We start from the raw sequence: 19,299 nt of genomic DNA on the forward strand, positions 1-19,299 counted from the left end.
CAGCTTCCTCGGCAAGACCTCGGACGAGACCTCGGGCGGCAATGCCTGGTCGGACCAGACGGTGCTCGTGAAGAAGGGCGATACCATCGTCTCGATCCTCACCGACAACGGCGTCAGCCAGGACGAGGCGCGCCAGGCTGCTGCGGCGTTCGGCCGGGGGCGCGACGGCACGGTGAAGGACGGCCTTCGCGTGCGCCTGCTGACGCAGGACGGCGCCGACAAGAAGACCCACCCGCTGCGCATCTCTTTGTTCAGCGACGCCGGGCACGAGGGCACGGTCGCGAAGGCGGACAATGACAAGTTCGTCCAGGTGGCGGAGCCGACCGAAACCGATGTGGGCGGCATTTCCGAAGACGTGGACGACGATGACGACGGTCCCGGCATCCGCCTCTATGACAGCCTCTATGAAACCGCGCTGCGCAACGAAGTGCCGCGCAATATCATCGCCGATCTGGTGCGCGTCTATTCCTTCGATGTGGATTTCCAGCGCCGGGTGAAGCCGGGCGACAATTTCGAGGTGCTGTACACCGAGGACGGCGGCGACGAGGAAGTGCTGTTCGCCGCGCTCAGCACCAATGGCGAAACCCGCCGCTACTACCGGTTCCAGACCTCCGACGACGGGCTGGTCGATTATTACGACGAGGACGGCAAGAGCGCGAAGAAGTTCCTGGTGCGCAAGCCCATGGCGGGCGGCATCATGCGCTCGCCGTTCGGATATCGCCGCCATCCCATCCTCGGCTATTCCAAGCTGCACACCGGCGTCGATTGGGCGGATGCGGTCGGCACGCCCATCTATGCCGCCGGCAACGGCACGATCATCTATGCCAATTGGAAATCCGGTTACGGGCGGCATACGGAGATCCAGCATGCCAACGGCTATGTGACCACCTATTCCCACCAATCCGGCTTCGCGAAGGGCATTCGCGAGGGGGTCCAGGTGCGCCAAGGCCAGGTCATCGGCTATCTCGGCTCCTCCGGCCTCTCCACCGGGCCGCACCTGCATTATGAGGTGAAGATCAACGGCTCGTTCGTGGACCCGATGCGCGTGAAGCTGCCGCGCGGGCGCGCCCTCGACGGGCGCTTCCTCGCGGAGTTCAGGAAAGAGCGCGAGCGCATCGAGCTTCTGCTCAGCCACGCCCCGGTGCCGCCGAAGGTGGCCTCGGCCGCAAGCATCAACCGCACCAAATAAGCCCGCCTTCGACGCCGGGCGCGGCCTGCGGGTGCGCGGCCGGCGTCTTCGGATAGACGGCTCCCCGCCGCGCGAACCACGAGTTTTCCATGAAACTGTCCGCGCCCCGCGCCAACCGGCGGATCGCCTGGGCTCTGCTGCTGGCCGCCGCGCTTCCCGCAGCGGCTTTTGCCGGAACCGCCGAGGATGCCTATATCGCCTCCCGCGATGCCCATGTCGCCGCCATCGTCGCGGCGGAAAAGGCGGGGGCGGACAATGACGCCGTCTTCAAGCAGGACGAACGCGCCCGCGCCGATCTCGGGGCGCAGATGAAGGCCCTGCTCGGGCCGCTGTCCTTCCCCGGCCTGGAAAAGACCCCGAGCTTCTCGCCCGGCGCCTTGTACGACGGCGATCTGGAAAGCGGGCGGCCGGACGGGCTGCTGTTCCACGACAAGACGTATGAGACGCGCATCTTCGTCTCGCCGGAACCGGTCCTCGCCAATTGGGTGGGGCATGAGGCGGAGAACCTGGGCCTGCGCGCGGGCGAGGGGCTGGACAGCGCGCTCAAGTGGGACCCCTTCTATACCCAGGCCACCGGAAGCGATGCCGCCTTCGAGGGATATGTGGCTCTGCCCCTCCCCGCGCAGGACGGCGAAACGCTCCATGCCACACTCGGATTGTTCGCCCAGGGCGATATCGGCAATGTGCCGCCGGATGTGATCGTGATCGGCCGTCGTTCCGGCGGCCGGGTGAGCGTCGGCACGACCCCCGTTCCGGAGGCGTCCAAGCTCATCCCCGTCTGCACCAAGGTGTGGAAAGACTTCGAATCCCGGGCGAACGCTTTGTTCGCCGCGGTCCAGAAAGGTGGAAAAGGGACGGACGATCCACGGTGGGACAAGGCCAACGCCTTGAGGGACGAGGGGGCCACCGCCGTGCGCGCATGCTATACGCGGGAGATCGTGACCCAGCCGCAGTTCGCCGCCGTGCTCAAGAAGGCCGATGCCCTGTTGCAGAAGATGCGCGGCAACTAACCGGCGACAAAAAAGGGCCCTCCCGATGGGAGAGCCCTCCATGTCGCGCCGGAACCGCGTTTCACAAACCGGCACCGGCGGCGGGCGGCCGGCGCGTCAGGCGGCCTGTTCGACCGGGCCTTCGCTGGCGAAGGTCAGGCGTCCACCGTCGAGCCCCACCCGCACGCGGGTGCCGTCCAGGATGTCGCCGGCGAGGAGCTTCTCCGCCATCGGGTCCTGCACCAGCTTCTGGATGATCCGCTTCAGCGGACGTGCGCCATAGGCCGGGTCGTAGCCCTTGTCGGCGAGGAAGGCCCGCGCCTCGGGGGTGAGGTCGAGGACGATCTTGCGATCCTCCAGCAGCTTGGCGAGCCGACCCATCTGGATATCGACGATGCCCGCCATCTGGTCCCGCTTCAGGCGGTGGAACATGACGATCTCGTCGATGCGGTTGATGAATTCCGGGCGGAAATGACGCCGCACGGCCCCCATCACCATCTCATAGGCCTCGTCGTCGGAGACCACCTTCTCGCCCTCATGGCCGGGGATGCCGAAGCCCACCGGCTGGCGGGGATCGGCGAGATACTCCGCACCGAGGTTGGAGGTCATTACCAACAGCGTGTTGCGGAAGTCCACCGTGCGGCCCTGCCCGTCCGTGAGGCGCCCGTCGTCGAGCACCTGCAACAGCACGTTGAAGACGTCCGGATGGGCTTTCTCCACCTCGTCGAACAGCACCACCTGATACGGCCGGCGCCGCACCGCCTCGGTCAGCGCGCCGCCCTCCTCATAGCCCACATAGCCCGGAGGGGCGCCGATCAGCCGGCTCACGGAGTGCTTCTCCATGTATTCCGACATGTCGATGCGCACCATGGCGGTGTCGTCGTCGAACAGATAGTTCGCGAGCGCCTTGGTCAGCTCGGTCTTGCCGACGCCGGTGGGGCCGAGGAACAGGAACGAGCCGATGGGCCGGTTCGGGTCCTGCAGGCCGGCGCGCGAGCGGCGCACGGCGGTAGACACGGCGGTGACCGCCTCGTCCTGGCCGATGACGCGCTTGGCCAGCTCAAGCTCCATCTTGAGCAGCTTCTCGCGCTCGCCTTCCAGCATCTTGTCCACCGGCACGCCGGTCCAGCGGGAGACGACGCCGGCGATATGGTCGGGCGTCACCGCCTCTTCCATGGTGCCGCCCTTGTCGCCGGCCGCTTCCACGGCCGCCAGGTTCTTCTCCAGCTCCGGGATGACCGAATAGGTCAGTTCGCCCGCCTTCTGGTATTCGCCCTGCCGCTGCGCGATGGCGAGATCGGCGCGCGCCTGGTCGAGCTTGGCCTTGAGCGTCGTCGCCGTGCCGAGCTTCTCCTTCTCCGCCTTCCACTTGGAGGTGAGGACGGAGGCGCGCTCCTCGAGATCCGCCAATTCCTTTTCGAGCCGCTTCAGGCGGTCCTTGGACGCCTGGTCGGTCTCCTTCTTCAGGGCCTCCTGCTCGATCTTCAGGCGCACGATCTCGCGGTCGAGATTGTCCAGGGCCTCGGGCTTGCTGTCCACCTGCATGCGCAGGCGCGAGGACGCCTCGTCCACGAGGTCGATGGCCTTGTCCGGCAGGAACCGGTCGGTGATGTAGCGGTTCGAGAGCGTCGCGGCGGCGACCAGAGCGCTGTCGGTGATCCGCACGCCGTGGTGCAGCTCGTACTTCTCCTTCAGGCCGCGCAGGATGGAGACGGTATCCTCCACCGTGGGCTCGGAAACGAAGACGGGCTGGAAACGACGGGCCAGCGCCGCGTCCTTCTCCACATGCTTGCGGTATTCGTCGAGCGTGGTCGCGCCGACGCAATGCAGCTCGCCGCGCGCCAAGGCGGGCTTGAGCAGGTTGGAGGCGTCCATCGCTCCGTCGGTCTTGCCGGCGCCGACGAGCGTGTGCATCTCGTCGATGAACAGGATGATCCCGCCCTCCGCCGATTGCACCTCGTTCAGCACGCTCTTCAAGCGCTCCTCGAACTCGCCGCGATATTTCGCGCCGGCGATCAGCGAGCCCATGTCGAGCGCGAGCAGGCTCTTGTTCTTCAGGCTTTCCGGCACGTCGCCATCGACGATGCGGCGGGCGAGACCCTCCACGATCGCGGTCTTGCCCACGCCCGGCTCGCCGATGAGCACGGGATTGTTCTTGGTGCGGCGCGCCAGCACCTGGATGGTGCGGCGGATCTCTTCGTCGCGGCCGATCACCGGGTCGAGCTTGCCGTCGCGCGCCGCCTGGGTCAGGTCGCGGGCATATTTCTTCAGCGCGTCATAGGCGTTCTCGGCGGTCGCCGTATCGGCGGTCCGGCCCTTGCGCAGCGCTTCGATGGCGGTGTTGAGGTTCTGCGGCGTCACGCCCGCCTTGGCGAGGATCTTGCCGGCCTCGGTCTCCTTCTCGATGGAGAGGGCAAGCAGAAGCCGCTCGACGGTGACATAGCCGTCGCCCGCCTTCTTGGCCGCCTGCTCGGCCGCCTCGAACACGCGCGCCAGCGGCTGGCTGAGATAGACCTGGCCGGAGCCGCCCTGCACCTTGGGGAGTTTGCGCAGGGCAAGCTCCACCTCGTCGCGCACCTGGGTCGGGTTGCCGCCGGCGCGCTGGATGAGGCCGGAGCACAGGCCCTCGGGATCGTCGAGCAGCACCTTCAGCAGGTGCTCGGGCGCGAACTGCTGGTTGCCCTCGCGCACCGCGAGCGACTGGGCCGACTGGACGAAACCGCGCGCGCGCTCGGTATAGATTTCAAAATTCATGTCGTTCCTCCTCGGCGCCCCCGCCGCCTTGAAGAAGCACGACGGGGAACGATCGGATGCGGCTCCGGTATCCCCGGCCGCCGCAGCGGTCGCGCTTGGCGCGCCGCCGTTGGGGGATGTGGGGATGCCCGATGCACAGCGGAAGGGGGTGAGGCCCCTCCCGTGGCGGGAATTTTCCATCGCGCCCGCTCCGCCGCCTTGATGCGGATCAGGCGCCTGCGCATCGGCGCGCGGCCTTGTGCGCGGAGCGGCCCTTGACCGGCCCGCACCGCAATGCGAGCCATACGCATTGCGCCAGTCGAGGAACCCCTTTCATGAGCGCGCCCGCCGCGACCCTCACCGCCATCAACCGCTATCCTGTGAAGGGCTTTTCTCCCGAACCGATGGATTCCGTCGACTTGGCTGCCGGCGATTTCTTCCCCGGCGACCGGCTCTATGCGGTGGAGAACGGGCCGAGCGGCTTCGATCCCGCCGCGCCCGCGTACAAGGAGAAGACCGCCTTCGTCGTGCTGATGCGCAATGCCCGCATCGCCGCGCTGCGCACGCGCTACGATGCCGCGAGCAAGGTGTTCTCGCTCTCGAAGGACGGCGTTGAACTGGCGCGGGGCGATCTTTCGACCGAGGCGGGGCGCGCGGCCGTCGAGGACTTTCTCACCTTGTTCATGGAGAGCGAGGCGCGCGGTCCGCTGAAGCTGCTCACCGCGCCGCAGGGACATCGCTTCATGGATTCCCTGCGCTCCGGCTTCGTCTCGCTGCTCAATCTCGCCAGCGTGCGCGACCTGGAGGCGAAGATGGGTGCGCAGATCGACCCGATCCGCTTCCGCATGAACCTGCATCTCGACGGCCTGCCGGCCGGCGCCGAGCTGGAGCTTGCCGGCCAGACGCTCGCCATCGGCGATCAGGTGCGCCTGGAAGTGCTCAAGCGCACGGAGCGTTGCGCCGCCACCAGCGTCAATCCCACCACGGCGGAACGCGACCTCAACATCGTCAAGGGCCTCGCCAAGGGTTATGGCCACACCGACTGCGGCATCTATGCCAAGGTCGTGGCGGGCGGGCGCATCGCGCCCGGCGACGCCATCCGCCTGGTGCAACCGCGCCTCGATCTCGCATGAGCGCGCCTGGCGTGAGCGCGCCTGGCGTGAGGGCGCCCGGCATGAACGCGCGCGGCCTGCTGATCGCCGCGCCGCGCTCCGGCTCGGGCAAGACCACGGTGACGCTCGGCCTGCTCGCCGCCTTCGCGCGGCGCGGGGTGCAGGTGCGCGCCGCGAAATCGGGGCCGGACTATATCGACCCGGCCTTCCATGCCGCCGCCACGGGGCGGCCCGGCCTCAATCTCGACAGCTGGGCCATGCCGCCGGCGCTGCTGGAGACGCTCGCGGCCGATGCGGCGGCGGGCGGCGAGCTGCTGGTGGTGGAAGGGGCCATGGGCCTGTTCGACGGCGTTCCCGGTATGGAAGGCCGCTCCGGCGCGGGCGCGGATGTGGCGGCGCTCCTGAACATCCCGGTGCTGCTGGTGCTCGACGTCTGCGGCCAGTCGCAGACCGCCGCCGCCGTGGCGCGGGGATTTGCCACCCATGACCCGCGCGTGCGGATCGGCGGGCTGATCCTCAACCGGGTCGGCAGCGAACGGCACACCCGCCTCGTGACCCAATCCATGGCGCCGCTCGGCATTCCCGTGCTCGGCGCCATTCCCCGCACCGACACGCTGGTTCTGCCCGAGCGTCATCTCGGGCTCGTCCAGGCGGGGGAACATGCGGATCTCGCCGCCCGCTATGCCGCGCTTGCCGACATGGCGGATGCGCATTGCGATCTTGATGCCATCCTGGCCCTTGCAGCCCCGCTCGCCGCCCTGCCCGCGCATGACGGCGCGCCGAACCTGCCGCCGCCCGGCCAGCGGATCGCGCTCGCGCAGGATGCCGCCTTCAGCTTCGTCTATGCGCACCTGCTGCAATCCTGGCGGCAGAGGGGCGCAGAGATTCACCCCTTCTCCCCCCTCGCCGACGAGGCGCCGGACCCGGGTTGCGACGTCTGCTGGCTGCCCGGCGGCTATCCCGAACTGCACGCCGGCCCGCTGGCGGCGGCGGCGCGCTTCAAGGCGGGAATGCGGGCGTTCGCCCAGTCGAAGCCGGTGCACGGGGAATGCGGTGGCTACATGGCCCTCGGCGCGGCCCTCACCGATGCATCGGGCACCGCGCATGAGATGCTCGGCCTGCTCGACCTGGAGACCAGCTTCGCCAAGCGCAAGATGAATCTGGGCTATCGCGAGGCGCGCCTGATCGCCCCTTCCCCGCTCGGCCCGGAAGGCACGCGGCTGCGCGGGCACGAATTCCATTATGCCACCATCCTCACCCGCGGCGCCGACGCGCCCCTGGCCGAACTGAGCGATTCCCAGGGCCAGCCGCTCGGCCCCTCCGGCAGCCGGCGCGGAAGGGTCACCGGCGCCTTCTTCCATGCGATCGCGCCGTCGGGATAGGCGCACGCACCGCACAGACCTCTTTGTGAAGATTTGCGCGCACCGCATGTCTAACCGCGCAGCTTCGGCGTTATAGTTACCACCGTGAGAGCCGGAACGGCCGAGCGAGGAAACGCAGACCCACAGGGGAGTGCCACATGCGGTGCCAGATGAAGGACGACGATTTCCGCCAGGCCATCCTGGAAATTGTCGGTGCCAAGGCAGGCCAGGCAATCATCATCCAGGTCGTCGGCGGCACGACCATCACCGGCTATGCCCCGCTGAGCGTCGGCCGTGATTATCTGCGCTGCCAGATTGCCGGCGGCGAGAACCAGAAGGAACAGATCGTCCCCCTTCATTCCATTACCTGCGTGCGCTGACCGGCGCATCGCCCCTGTCTTCGCCTTGCCCGAGGCCGCCCCGCACGCGGTGCGTCTGCTCGGACATTTATGCTTGTTTCACGACCCGTATCCTCAGGAGCACTCCATGCCCGCTCTCGCCCCCATACCCGGCAATACGCCCGCCTTCCCCTTGATGCGGGAACAGAACCTTGTCGGCGGCCAGTGGATCGATGCCGACGGTGGCAGCACCCTCACCGTCGAGAACCCGGCCACCGGCGACCTGCTCGGCACCGTCCCGCATGCCGGCGCCGCCGAGACCCGCCGCGCCATCGAGGCCGCGGCCGCGGCCCTGCCCGCCTGGCGCGCCAAGACCGCTGCCGAGCGCGCGATCCTGCTGCACAAGCTGGCCGACCTGATCCTCGCCAACCAGGAGGAGCTGGCCTCCATCCTCACCAGCGAGCAGGGCAAGCCGCTGGCCGAGGCGCGCGGCGAGGTCGGCGCTTCCGCCGCCTATGTGCGCTGGTTCGCGGAAGAAGCCCGCCGCCTTTATGGCGACGTGATCCCCTCCCCCTGGCCCGGCCGCCGCATCCTCGTCACCAAGGAGCCGGTGGGCGTGGTCGCGGCGATCACCCCGTGGAACTTCCCCTCCTCCATGCTCTCGCGCAAGATCGGCGCGGCGCTGGCCGCCGGCTGCACCGTGGTGTGCAAGCCCTCCGAGCTGACCCCCTATTCGGGCCTCGCCTGGGGCGTGCTGGCGGAGAAGGCCGGCATTCCGGCCGGTGTCATCAATATCGTGACCGGCGATGCCAAGGCGATCGGCGGCGAGATGACCTCCAACCCGACCGTGCGCAAGGTCACCTTCACCGGCTCCACCCCAGTGGGCAAGCTGCTGATGAAGCAGTCCGCCGACACCATGAAGAGGATCTCGCTGGAACTGGGCGGCAACGCGCCTTTCCTGGTGTTCGACGACGCCGACCTCGACGCGGCCATTGAAGGCGCCATCGCCTCCAAGTATCGCAACGCCGGGCAGACCTGCGTGTGCGCCAACCGCTTCTATGTCCAGGCCGGCATCTATGACGCCTTCATCGAGAAGTTCGTCGCCGCCTCCAAGACGCTGAAGATCGGCAACGGCTTCGACGACGGTGTGGTGGCCGGCCCGCTGATCGAGGAAAAGGCCGTCGCCAAGGTCGAGCGCCTGCTGAAGGATGCGGTCGACAAGGGCGGCACGGTCGTCACCGGCGGCAAGCGCAGCCCGCTCGGCGGCACCTTCTTCGAGCCCACCGTGATCGCGAATGCCACCGCCGACATGGCGTTCGCCCGCGAGGAGATTTTCGGGCCCATGGCGCCCGTGTTCAAGTTCGAGACCGAGGAAGAGGCCGTGCGCCTCGCCAATGCCACCGAATACGGCCTCGCCTGCTATTTCTTCACCAAGGATCTCGGCCGCGCCTTCCGGGTGGCCGAGGCGCTGGAATATGGCCAGGTGGGCGTCAATGCCGGCGTTATCACCTCCGAAGTCGCCCCGTTCGGCGGCTATAAGGAGAGCGGCGTCGGCCGCGAGGGCTCCAAGTACGGCTGCGACGAATATCTGAACATCAAGTACATGTGCCTCGCCGGCCTGTGAGCCAGCAGGCACAATGCGGAATGAGACGGGGCGCTTCGGCGCCCCTTTTCTTTGCCGCGTCCGCCGGCGGCCTGCCGGCAGGTCGCGCATGACGATGGCGCGGGCAGGCGGGCCCGTGCTTTGGTGATCCGGCCATGCTCCTGCCGGAAACCGCAATGCTGCCCCTGCGCTCCCTTCCCATCCTGCTTCTGCTCTGCCTGTCCATGGGTTTGCCGCGCCCCGCCACGGGCGCACCGCTCGCGGTCGAAGTGCGCAACGAGAGCGAGCCGGTGCTGTGCGCGGAAAAGGACAATGTGGCGCTGACGTTTTCCTCGCCCGAGGTGCGCCGGTTCCGCATCCGCGCCGTGCACCCCGCCTATCTCGGCGCCTTGGTGGCCGACCGGACCGAGCCCAATTGGACCGCCTGCGACATGAGCGGCGATCCCTCCTTTCCCGCCACGCCGAAGCGCGTCACCTTCTTCGAGACTCCGGACATGTGGCTGACCGGCTATACGTTTCCTGCCTTCTGGCGCCCCGCGGCGGTGCCGGTGCGGGTGGGGGACAGGGTGACGGAGGGCCTCCACATGGTGCAGCTCTGGGTCCGCAAGGACGAGCGCGCGGAAGAGGTGCTGGTGGTCTATCCGCCCGACGGCTATTGGCGCGCCCGCCCGCTCGCTCCCGCCCATCTGGCGGGCACGGCCTATGGCTCCTCGTTCCTGCTCGGGCCGGTCGAAACCGAAGGCCGCCCGCTCGTGAAGCTGAAGGAGATCGCCTTCGAACCGACGACGCGCACGTTCGTGCTGTCCTTCGCGGGCGGCGGTGCGGCGCGGCTCGCCGTGTCGAGCCTCGACCGCGACGAGATGGTGCTGGACGTGACCCTTGACGCCGCCGTGGCGGGCAAGCCGTTCGCCGCCCTGCGCTCCATGTATGTCACCGCCTTCAACGCCGACGTGGCGCGGGTCGCCTGGCGCGCGCCGGGAATGAAGGGCTGGGGGGAGGGCGACATCCTCGATTTCAAGGGCGGCCCGGTGCTCGACCTCTGGGCGGGACGGCTCGCGCCCTCGCGCCACAATACCAGCGCGCCGGACATGGTGTTCGGGCCCTTCCGGGCCGATTGAGCCGGTCGCGTCTCGCAAGGGCGCGAAGCGTGCGCATGCGCGTCCTTCGCGCCCGCGTGCGACCGCCCGCTGCTATCGCCGCCCGCGCGGCGCCGGCGGCTTGCCTTCGCGCGCCGGCCGGCCACCTTTCTTTGTGGAACGGCGTTCCGGCGAAGGGTTCTTGGAGGAAGTTGTTTTGGGCGAAGTGGTCTTAGCGGAAGGGCTTTTGGACGCTGCGCTCTTGGACGCAACGCCCTTGGAAACGGTATCTTCCGAAGCGGCCGCGGCGGATGCGGATTTGGCAGGCTTCTTCTGGCCCGCCGGCGGCGCCGGCGGGTGCCGGGCGCCGGAGGGTTTCGCGGCGGCGGCCTTTGCCTCGTTCCGGGGCGCTTTGGACCGGCGGCGCGGCTCGGCTGCGGCTGCGCGCGCTTTCGGCGCACCCGGCAGGGTGGTGCCCCGGCCGGGTGCGCTCTCGCCGGCGCTCTTCCCCGCGCTCTTCCCCGCTCGCTTGGTCGCTCGCTTGGTCGCGCCGCGCCGAACCTGGCCGTTGACCTGCGCGGAGCTCCGCGCCCACCCACCCTCGGGAATGCCGATGTCGCTGCGCTTCAGGAGATAGTCGAGCCCGCCGACGCGATACCAGCGATAGCCATAGCCTTCGAGATAGATGCAGTGCGTCCCGTCGCTGCCCGCCTCGCTATGGCTGTTGGCGAGCACGTCCACCAGCGAGGCGCCGTCCTCGACTTTGCCCACGTCGAGCTCGATCTCCAGCGGCGATTGGCAAAGATTGAGGATGACGACCACGGAATTGTTGCGCCAATCATAGCGGATCGCCAGCACCGCCGGATTGCCGCTCTCAAGCACCGTGAAATCGCCCCAGCCGATTTCCGGCATCTCCGTGCGCATGCGGATCATGCGCTCCATCCAATTGAGGAAGGAATTGGGGTCGCGCCGCTGGGCGGCGACATTCACATGGCTGTAGCCATAGGGGCCTTGGCTGATCACCGGCAACACCGGCTGCGCGCTCTTGGTGAAGCCTCCGTTCGGCTCCGTGGACCATTGCATGGGCGTGCGCGCGCAATTGCGCTCGGGCAGGGACAGGTCGTCGCCCATGGCGATCTCGTCGCCATAGCGCAGCACCGGCGTGCCGGGCAGGGAAAACATCAGGCAATAGGCGAGTTCCAGCCGCGCCCGGTCGCCCTCCAGCATGGGCGCCAGCCGGCGGCGGATGCCGCGGTCGTAGAGCTGCATGTCCTTCTCCGGCCCGAACGCGGCGAACACCTTCGCCTGCTCGTCCTTCCCCAGCCGCCCGAGGTCCAGCTCATCGTGGTTGCGCAGGAACTGGCCCCATTGGGCGGTTGCCGGGCGCCCTTTCGTCGCCTGCATGGCGGTCTTGAGCGGGCCGGCGTCCGAGGCGGCAAGGGCATAGAAGGACGCCTGGTTGACCTGGAAATTGAACATCATGTGCATGCGGTCGCCGTCGCGGCCGAAATAGTCGAAATTCACTTCGGGCAGGACATTGGCCTCGGCGAGGACGATGCAGTCGCCCTGCCGCCATTGCAGGAACTCGCGGAAGGTGCGCAGCAGGTCGAAGCGCTCCTTCGGCGTGGTCACGTCCGCGCCCTTTTCGGCGATCACGAACGGCACCGCATCCATGCGGAAGCCGCTGACCCCGAGCTCGATCCAGAAGCCCATGATCTTCAGGATCTCCGCCACCACCAGGGGATTTTGCGTGTTGAGGTCGGGCTGGAAATCGTAAAAGCGGTGGAAATAATAGCTGCCGGCGGTCTTGTTGCGGGTCCAGGTGCTCTTCTGCACGCCGGGAAACACCATGCCCTCGTTCGCCGACTTGGGCTTGGTCTTCGACCACACATACCAGTCGCGATAGATCGACGTAGGATCGGCGCAGGCCTCCTTGAACCAGGGATGCTCGTCGGACGTGTGGTTCACCACGAGGTCGATCAGCACCCGCATGCCGCGCTGCTTGGCGGCGTGGGTGAATTCCACGAAATCGCCGAGCGTGCCGTAGCGCGGGTCGACGCTGTAATAGTCGCAGATGTCGTAACCGTCGTCCCGGCACGGTGATTTCTGGAACGGCGCCAGCCACACCGCCGTCACGCCGAGGCCATGCAGATAGTCCAGGCGCCGCATCAGGCCGGGAAAATCGCCGACCCCGTCGCCGTTGGAATCCATGAAGGTGCCGACATTGAGGGAATAAAGAACCGCGTTCTTGTACCAGAGGTCGTTGATCATGGGCGCGCGCTCCGGCGCCCGATGCGCCACGCGAGCAACCGCGCGGCGGCGGTGAAGGTTCCCAGGAAATGCGAGAGTGATGCGGCTTCTCGCCAACATGCACGGCACCACTGCCCCCCAATCGGATTTCATGCTATACTAATCTAACGCATATAAGGATTTAAGAACGCGCATGACTAAGATACGAGTATTTGAGTACGGACGATATGACATAGCAACTGACGAAATCATCGCCGTGCATGGGCAGTGGGCAACAAAGGAAATGATTGCTTTGCTGCGCGCCGATCCCATCGGCCCAGGTATGGAAGTGGATGAGGGTTCTGTTTTCGAAGGGCGGCTTTTGCAAAAAAGCCCCGAAGCGAATGGGGTGTAAGGTACAAAAGCCCTAGTAAGCGGTAAATTAGCTTTGAGGCTTTAATACCGGTATCTGCAACGCTCTTGTTTCGCCCCCGCCATTGCCCTTGCGCGCGGTCGGTGCTAAGAACGCGCCCTTCTCACGGACGGCAACGCCGATCCAGCCGACCGGGCCGAGAGCCCGGAGGTCCCCGCCCGACAGCGCTGTGCGCCCTCGGGCGTGTTCTGCGTTGCGCCTGTTCTTGGGAAAAGCCCTTCGGCGATGAGCCGGAGATACCCGGACGGACCCATGTTCGACAGCCTTTCCGACCGCCTCGGCGGCATACTCGACAAGCTCAAGCGGCGTGGCTCCCTCACCGAGGCCGACGTCTCCGAAGCCATGCGCGAGGTTCGGCGCGCTTTGCTCGAAGCCGACGTGGCGCTCGACGTGGTGCGCGAATTCATCGACAAGGTGCGCGCCCGGGCCGTCGGCGCGGAAGTCATCAAGTCGGTGACGCCCGGCCAGATGGTGGTCAAGATCGTCCATGACGAGCTGGTGGCGGTGCTGGGCTCGGACGCCGAACCCATCGATCTGCATGCCGCAGCTCCCGTTCCCATGCTGATGGTCGGCCTCCAGGGCTCGGGCAAGACCACCACCACCGCCAAGATCGCCAAGCGCCTGACCGAGCGCGGCAAGCGGCGCGTGCTGATGGCGTCCCTCGACACCCGCCGCCCCGCCGCCATGGAGCAATTGGCGACCCTCGGCACCCAGGTCGGCGTCGCCACCTTGCCGATCGTGCCCGGCCAGAGCGCGGTGCAGATCGCCAAGCGCGCGATCGAGGCGGCGAAGTTCGGCAATTACGATGTCGTCATGCTCGACACCGCCGGTCGCGTCACGCTCGACGAGGCGCTGATGGCGGAGGTGGCCGAGGTCAAGGCCGCCACCCATCCCCACGAGATCCTGCTGGTGGCCGACAGCCTCACCGGCCAGGACGCGGTCAACACCGCGAAAGCCTTCGACGGCCGCGTCGGCATCACGGGCATCGTGCTGACCCGCGCCGACGGCGACGGACGCGGCGGCGCCGCGCTCTCCATGCGCTCGGTCACCGGCAAGCCCATCAAGCTGCTCGGCACCGGCGAAAAGATGGACGCGCTGGAGGATTTCGATCCCCGCCGCGTGGCCGGCCGCATCCTCGGCATGGGCGACGTGGTCGCCCTGGTGGAGAAAGCCGCCGAGAACATCGACATCGAGAAGGCGAAAGCAGTCGCCGAGAAGATGCGCAAGGGCGCATTCGACCTCGAAGACCTGCGCGACCAGCTGGCCCAGATGCAGAAGATGGGCGGCATGACGGGCGTGCTTGGCATGCTGCCCGGCATCGCCAAGGTGAAGAACCAGATCGCCTCGGCCAATCTCGACGACAAGGTGTTCAAGCGCCAGACCGCCATCATCAATTCCATGACCCGCCAGGAGCGGCGCAACCCGAAGGTGCTCGACGCCTCGCGCAAGCGCCGCGTGGCGGCCGGCTCCGGCACCAAGGTGGAAGAGATCAACCGCCTGCTGAAGATGCATCGCCAGATGGCCGACATGATGAAGGCCATGGGCGGCGCGGCCGGCAAGCGCGGCCCCATGGCGGGGCTCGCCAGCATGTTCGGCATCGGCGGCGGCGCTCCCTCCCCCGAGATGCTCCAGCAGATGGCCGAGAAGATGCCCGGCGGCATGCCGGGCGCGGGGGGCGGCGGGCTGCCGCCGAACTTCCCCGGCTTCGGCGGTGGCGGCCTTCCGGCCAAATTCCCCGGACTTCCCAAGGGCCCCGGCCTGCCGGGTCTCGGGGGCCCGAAGAAGAAATAGCCTGTTCACCCCATTCTCAGCGCCGCCCGCCCCGCCCATCGGCACCCGGCATGCGGCGCTGGAAGAGACACACGAACCCAAAGACAGACGTTTGAAAGGAAAACCAAAATGTCCCTGAAGATCCGGCTCGCCCGTGGCGGCGCCAAGAAGCGGCCCTATTATCGCATCGTGATCGCCGACGCCCGTTCGCCGCGTGACGGCCGCTTCATCGAGAAGATCGGCACCTTCAATCCGCTTCTCGCCAAGGATTCGGCCGAACGTGTCGTGCTCGACGTGGAGAAGGCCAAGGCCTGGCTCGAAAAGGGCGCCCAGCCCACCGACCGCGTGGCCCGCTTCCTCGACGCCCAGGGCCTGCTGACCCGCGACGCCCGCTCCAACCCCAAGAAGGGCGAGCCCGGCAAGAAGGCCCAGGAGCGCGCCGCCGAGCGCGCCAAGGCCGCCGAAGCCGCCGCTGCGGCGGCTGCCGCCGGCGCCGAAGCCTCGGCCGAGTGATGGTCCCCGCCGGGCCTCGCGCCCGGCGGCCGCACGACCCGGCAGGGCGCTTCCTCCATGGCAGCGCCCCCGCCTTCCTTCGCCCGGACCGCCCGGCGACCTGGCAGAAGCACGTCATGACAGACCAAATCCTGATCGCCCGCATCGGCGCTCCCCATGGCGTGAGGGGCGAGGTGCGCCTGTTCGCATTCGGCGAAGATCCCCTCGCCCTGCGGCGCTACAAACTCTCCACGGCCGCCGGCAAGCGGATCCGCATCCTGTCCCTGCGCGAGGCGAAAGAGCATTTCGTCGCCCGCATCGACGGCGTCGCCGACCGCACCGCCGCCGAGGCCCTGACCAATACGGATTTGTTCGTTGCCCGCGCCGACCTGCCGCCGCCGGAAGAGGACGCCTTCTATCATGCGGACCTCATCGGCCTTTCGGTGGAAGATGCGGCCGGCACGCGCCTTGGCGCGGTGACCGCGCTGCATGATTTCGGCGCCGGCGACATTCTCGAATATCTGCCCGAGGGCGGCGGCAAGACCCGCCTCGTGCCCTTCACCAAGGCCGCCGTGCCGGTGGTCGATCTCGCGACGCGGCGCGTCGTGGTGGTGGAGGAAGCCGAGGACGAAGACGCGCCGGAGGGCGCCGAGAACGATGTGGAGGAAGGCGAGGAATAGGCGCCATTTGACGCCGCCGCCCGCCTCCCCCATCACAGCGCCATGATGTTTCGCGCCTCCGTCCTCACGCTCTATCCGGAGATGTTTCCCGGTCCCCTCGGCCACGCGCTCGCCGGCAAGGCGCTGGCGGCCGGCCTGTGGGCGCTGGAAGCGGTGCAGATCCGCGACCATGCCCGCGACAAGCACCGCTCAGTGGACGACACGCCTGCCGGCGGCGGCCCCGGCATGGTGATGCGCGCCGACGTGCTCGCCGCCGCCATCGATGCGGTCGCGCCCGAGGGCGACCCCCGCCCGCGCCTGCTCATGACCCCGCGCGGCCGCCCTCTGACCCAGGCCCGCGTGCGCGACCTCGCGGCAGGGCCGGGCGCGGTGATCCTCTGCGGCCGGTTCGAGGGCGTGGACGAGCGCGTGATCGCCGCGCGCGACCTGGAAGAAATATGCGTCGGCGACGTGGTGCTGTCCGGCGGGGAGAGCGCGGCGCTGCTTCTGCTCGATGCCTGCGTGCGGCTCATTCCGGGCGTCATGGGCAAGATCGAGAGCGGGACCGACGAGAGTTTTTCCGCCGGCCTGCTGGAATATCCCCAATACACCCGCCCCCAGCTGTTCGAGGGCGCGCCGATCCCCAACGTGCTCACCAGCGGCGATCACGCCCGCATCCGCGCCTGGCGCCGGTCGGAAGCGGTGAAGGCCACGCGCGCGCGCCGGCCCGACCTGCTCGGCCCGGACGATCAGGACGGGATGTGACCGGCCGGCGCACCGCCGCCCGTGTGACGGACGCATGAACAAAGGGCATGACAGGCGAAGCGTTCTGCGGTATAGCCCCGCCGTCCCCCTAATTTAAAACGACACGATGTGGCGCCGGGGCACCCCAGTCCTCGGGCTGGCGGCGTATGGCGACCGCATGAAAGTTGGTGACACATGAACATCATTCAGACCCTTGAAGCAGAACAGGCCGCCCGCCTCGCCGAAAAGCGGCCCACCCCGGACTTCCAGCCCGGCGATACCGTGATCGTCAATGTGAAGGTCGTGGAAGGCGAGCGCACCCGCGTGCAGGCCTATGAAGGCGTCGTGATCGCCCGCAACGGCGGCGGTCTCAACGAGAGCTTCACCGTGCGCAAGATTTCCTACGGCGAAGGCGTGGAACGCGTGTTCCCGATCTATTCGCCGCTGATCGATTCCATCAAGCTGGTGCGCCGGGGCAAGGTGCGCCGCGCCAAGCTCTATTATCTGCGCGACCGTCGCGGCAAGTCCGCCCGTATCGCCGAGCGCACCGATCGCCGCGACGAGAGCGGCAAGAAGGTCAAGTCCGCTTCGACGAAGTGAGGCTTCGCCGGGCTTTCGGGTTCGGCACGCTCTTGAACGCCGTCGGGTGCGCCCGGCGGCGTTTTTTATTGCCCCTGGTCCTTTCCCCGCCCCCACGCAGCGATGCCGCGCCGCGCGCTTCTGGGCTAGCATCGGCGGCATGAAACCCGTGGCGCCCTTCCCGCTCGCGCTGATCCTGGGCGCCCTCGCCTCGGTCGCCCTCGCCTGGGTCGCCAGCGCAGCGCCGCTGGCCGCCCAGCCGCCGGGCCGATGCGCGGCGAGCCTTCCCGCGCTGCAGGACGGCGCGGCCGGCTGGATCGTGCGCGATCTATCGGTGAATGGCGAAGCGCAGCGCCTCGTCCTGTTCTCGCCCCCGGCGCCCCGCGCGACCCTCGTGATGCTGCCCGGAGGCAGCGGGAAGATCGATATCCGCTGCGACGGGACCTTCGGGCACCCGGACAATTTCCTCGTGCGGACCCGCGCGCTCTGGCTCGCGCGCGGATATGCGGTGCTCATTCCCGACGCGGCCGGCAACCGCACCCTGCGCGGCCGGCGCAGCACGCCCGCTTATGCCGCAACGGTGCGCGCGCTGGTCGCCGTCGCGAAGGAACAGGCCGACCGCCCGGTCATTCTCATGGGCACGAGCCAGGGCTCGATCGCCGCCATGAACGGCGCCGCCACGCTGCCGGGGGGAGAGATCGCCGCCCTGGTCCTCACGGAATCGGTCTCGCGTCTTGGCGGAAGCGGGGAAACCGTGTTCGACGCCCATCCCGAAGCGGTCCATGTGCCGGTGCTGGTGGTCGCGAACACCGACGATGCCTGCTTCGTCGCGCCGCCGCAGGATGCGCCGAAGATCGTGACGCAGCTTGTCCGGTCGCCGTCCGTGCGGCTGCTAAACCTCTCCGGTGGGATGCTGAAGAGCAAGCCATGCGGCTCGCTGTCCCCGCACGGCTATTTCGGCATCGAGGATAAAGCGGTGGGGGCGATCGCGGACTGGATCGACGCGCAGCTGAAATAGCCGTTCATGCCGCCGCGTCGGCCAGCAGGCGCGCGAGGAGGCCCTCCGGATCCGCCTCGAAGGCCGCACGCACCCGCTCCAGCGCTGCCGCGCCGCCCCCGCGATGCCCGGCGCCCCCCACATGCAGCCAGGCGTCGGCAAGAAGATACGGCTCGCGCGCCCCCGCGCCATCGCCCAGATAGACTTGGCGCGTCTGCGCGCAGCGAATGTCCTCAAGGCGCATGTGCCGGTAGAGCCGATGCCAGTTCTGCCCGCCGGTATCCAGGGTCAGGGGCGTATCGGTGCCGAAATCCAGGGCCAGCGCGGCGGTCGCGGCATAGTCGAACACGCTGTAGCCGGGCCACAGGAACCAGCCGCCGAAGCGCGCCCCGTGGCGGACCATGCCATAGGCCGGCTGGCCGGCGACGCGGGCGGAAAGATCGTCCCTCGCCAGCGGCACGAGGTCATGATCCAGCAGCGCGAACACCTTGGGTTCGGTCGGCCGGATGAGGTTGTGATAGATCCAGTTCAGCGCCACCGCGTGGCTGCGCGATCCGTTGGTGGTGAAACGCCCGAGCGGCGCGGGCGGCAACGGGCAATAGATGTGGCCGCGCGCGGCGCACACTGCTGCAATACGCGCGCGGGCCTCGGCCTGATTGGAATTGTCGCACACCACAAGCGGCGTGCCCGGCAGGAACCGCGCCATGGCCTGCGACAGCAGCGCCACGGCCTCCGGCAGGTTGAAGGCCACGGTGAAGGCCAGAGTGCCGCCGCGATGGGCGGCCAGCGCGCGTTGCACCGCCTCCTGGCCGGGCGCGCGGCACCGGCGATAGATGCGATCCACGAGAATGTTGCGCCCGCGCCGCGCGGCGTGCGCCAACGGGGCGCCCCGCATCCAGTCCCGCAGCGAATAATCCGTTAATGCGCGCATGGAACGGCGTTGTCGCGGCGTCGCCGGCCGGCGTCAAGGCGCCGTATGTAAGCGAAGGTCACTG

The 19,299-nt window shown here is 68.1% G+C and carries 16 protein-coding genes and 1 pseudogene (1 of these 17 running past the window's edge); 14 read left to right on the top strand and 3 right to left on the bottom strand.

From position 1 onward, the window contains the following. Both V5F84_RS21150 and V5F84_RS21155 read left to right on the top strand, forming a co-directional pair. Positions 1–1,189, top strand: partial view of a peptidoglycan DD-metalloendopeptidase family protein gene (locus V5F84_RS21150; RefSeq protein WP_394042798.1) — the 3' portion only. Its footprint begins 815 nt before the window's first position; only the last 1,189 of its 2,004 coding nucleotides appear in the window; the start codon falls outside the window, past its left edge; its stop codon occupies positions 1,187–1,189. Positions 1,190–1,278: 89 nt separating this feature from the next. After that, positions 1,279–2,199 carry a hypothetical protein gene (locus tag V5F84_RS21155; protein ID WP_394042799.1) on the top strand — a complete coding sequence of 307 codons (921 nt, stop codon included), beginning with the start codon at positions 1,279–1,281 and terminating at the stop codon, positions 2,197–2,199. A gap of 96 nt (positions 2,200–2,295) precedes the next feature. On the opposite strand, the gene clpB is transcribed toward V5F84_RS21155, so the two are convergent. Then, positions 2,296–4,932 carry an ATP-dependent chaperone ClpB gene (clpB, locus tag V5F84_RS21160; RefSeq protein ID WP_394042800.1) on the bottom strand — a complete coding sequence of 879 codons (2,637 nt, stop codon included), beginning with the start codon at positions 4,930–4,932 and terminating at the stop codon, positions 2,296–2,298. Positions 4,933–5,246: 314 nt separating this feature from the next. On the opposite strand from clpB, the gene V5F84_RS21165 reads away from it, so the two are divergent. The 5 genes from V5F84_RS21165 (at position 5,247) to V5F84_RS21185 (ending at position 10,443) form a co-directional block, all read left to right on the top strand. Then, entirely contained in the window at positions 5,247–6,044 is a 798-nt protein-coding gene (locus V5F84_RS21165; protein WP_394042801.1) for an MOSC domain-containing protein, read from the top strand. Positions 6,045–6,085: 41 nt separating this feature from the next. After that, positions 6,086–7,405: a cobyrinic acid a,c-diamide synthase CobB gene (locus V5F84_RS21170; RefSeq protein WP_394042802.1), complete on the top strand. Its 1,320-nt coding sequence runs from the start codon at positions 6,086–6,088 to the stop codon at positions 7,403–7,405. 149 nt (positions 7,406–7,554) lie between these two features. Then, positions 7,555–7,764 (top strand): hypothetical protein, encoded by a 210-nt coding sequence (locus V5F84_RS21175; protein WP_394042803.1) that lies wholly within the window; start codon positions 7,555–7,557, stop codon positions 7,762–7,764. A gap of 106 nt (positions 7,765–7,870) precedes the next feature. Next, positions 7,871–9,346, top strand: coding sequence for an NAD-dependent succinate-semialdehyde dehydrogenase (locus V5F84_RS21180; RefSeq protein WP_394042804.1), 1,476 nt, complete (start codon positions 7,871–7,873; stop codon positions 9,344–9,346). Positions 9,347–9,480: 134 nt separating this feature from the next. Next, on the top strand, positions 9,481–10,443 hold the full coding sequence (locus V5F84_RS21185) for a hypothetical protein (protein ID WP_509277137.1): 963 nt from the start codon (positions 9,481–9,483) through the stop codon (positions 10,441–10,443). Between the two features lie 570 nt (positions 10,444–11,013). On the opposite strand, the pseudogene V5F84_RS21190 reads toward V5F84_RS21185, so the two are convergent. Beyond that, positions 11,014–12,672: pseudogene (locus tag V5F84_RS21190) on the bottom strand (alpha-amylase family protein); the annotation flags it as partial. A 172-nt stretch (positions 12,673–12,844) separates the two neighbouring features. Between V5F84_RS21190 and V5F84_RS21195 the strand changes: the two are divergent. The 7 genes from V5F84_RS21195 (at position 12,845) to V5F84_RS21225 (ending at position 18,325) form a co-directional block, all read left to right on the top strand. Then, positions 12,845–13,045 carry a hypothetical protein gene (locus tag V5F84_RS21195; RefSeq protein WP_394042806.1) on the top strand — a complete coding sequence of 67 codons (201 nt, stop codon included), beginning with the start codon at positions 12,845–12,847 and terminating at the stop codon, positions 13,043–13,045. A 270-nt stretch (positions 13,046–13,315) separates the two neighbouring features. Continuing rightward, positions 13,316–14,854 carry a signal recognition particle protein gene (gene ffh / locus V5F84_RS21200; protein ID WP_394042807.1) on the top strand — a complete coding sequence of 513 codons (1,539 nt, stop codon included), beginning with the start codon at positions 13,316–13,318 and terminating at the stop codon, positions 14,852–14,854. 108 nt (positions 14,855–14,962) lie between these two features. Then, the gene (gene rpsP / locus V5F84_RS21205) at positions 14,963–15,346 is read left to right on the top strand and encodes a 30S ribosomal protein S16 (protein WP_394042808.1); all 384 of its coding nucleotides are present in this window, start codon (positions 14,963–14,965) and stop codon (positions 15,344–15,346) included. Positions 15,347–15,462: 116 nt separating this feature from the next. Beyond that, positions 15,463–16,005 (top strand): ribosome maturation factor RimM, encoded by a 543-nt coding sequence (gene rimM / locus V5F84_RS21210; protein ID WP_394042809.1) that lies wholly within the window; start codon positions 15,463–15,465, stop codon positions 16,003–16,005. 42 nt (positions 16,006–16,047) lie between these two features. After that, positions 16,048–16,749: a tRNA (guanosine(37)-N1)-methyltransferase TrmD gene (gene trmD, locus V5F84_RS21215; RefSeq protein ID WP_394042810.1), complete on the top strand. Its 702-nt coding sequence runs from the start codon at positions 16,048–16,050 to the stop codon at positions 16,747–16,749. Positions 16,750–16,923: 174 nt separating this feature from the next. Further along, on the top strand, positions 16,924–17,328 hold the full coding sequence (gene rplS, locus V5F84_RS21220) for a 50S ribosomal protein L19 (protein WP_394042811.1): 405 nt from the start codon (positions 16,924–16,926) through the stop codon (positions 17,326–17,328). A gap of 139 nt (positions 17,329–17,467) precedes the next feature. After that, on the top strand, positions 17,468–18,325 hold the full coding sequence (locus V5F84_RS21225) for an alpha/beta hydrolase (protein WP_394042812.1): 858 nt from the start codon (positions 17,468–17,470) through the stop codon (positions 18,323–18,325). Between the two features lie 4 nt (positions 18,326–18,329). Here V5F84_RS21225 and V5F84_RS21230 read toward each other — a convergent pair whose 3' ends face one another. Then, a complete protein-coding gene (locus V5F84_RS21230) occupies positions 18,330–19,235 on the bottom strand; it encodes a hypothetical protein (RefSeq protein ID WP_394042814.1) in 906 nt (301 codons plus the stop codon). Positions 19,236–19,299 lie beyond the last annotated feature (64 nt).

Source organism: Roseixanthobacter liquoris (assembly GCF_043195135.2).
Taxonomy (GTDB): Bacteria; Pseudomonadota; Alphaproteobacteria; order Rhizobiales; family Xanthobacteraceae; genus NCEH01.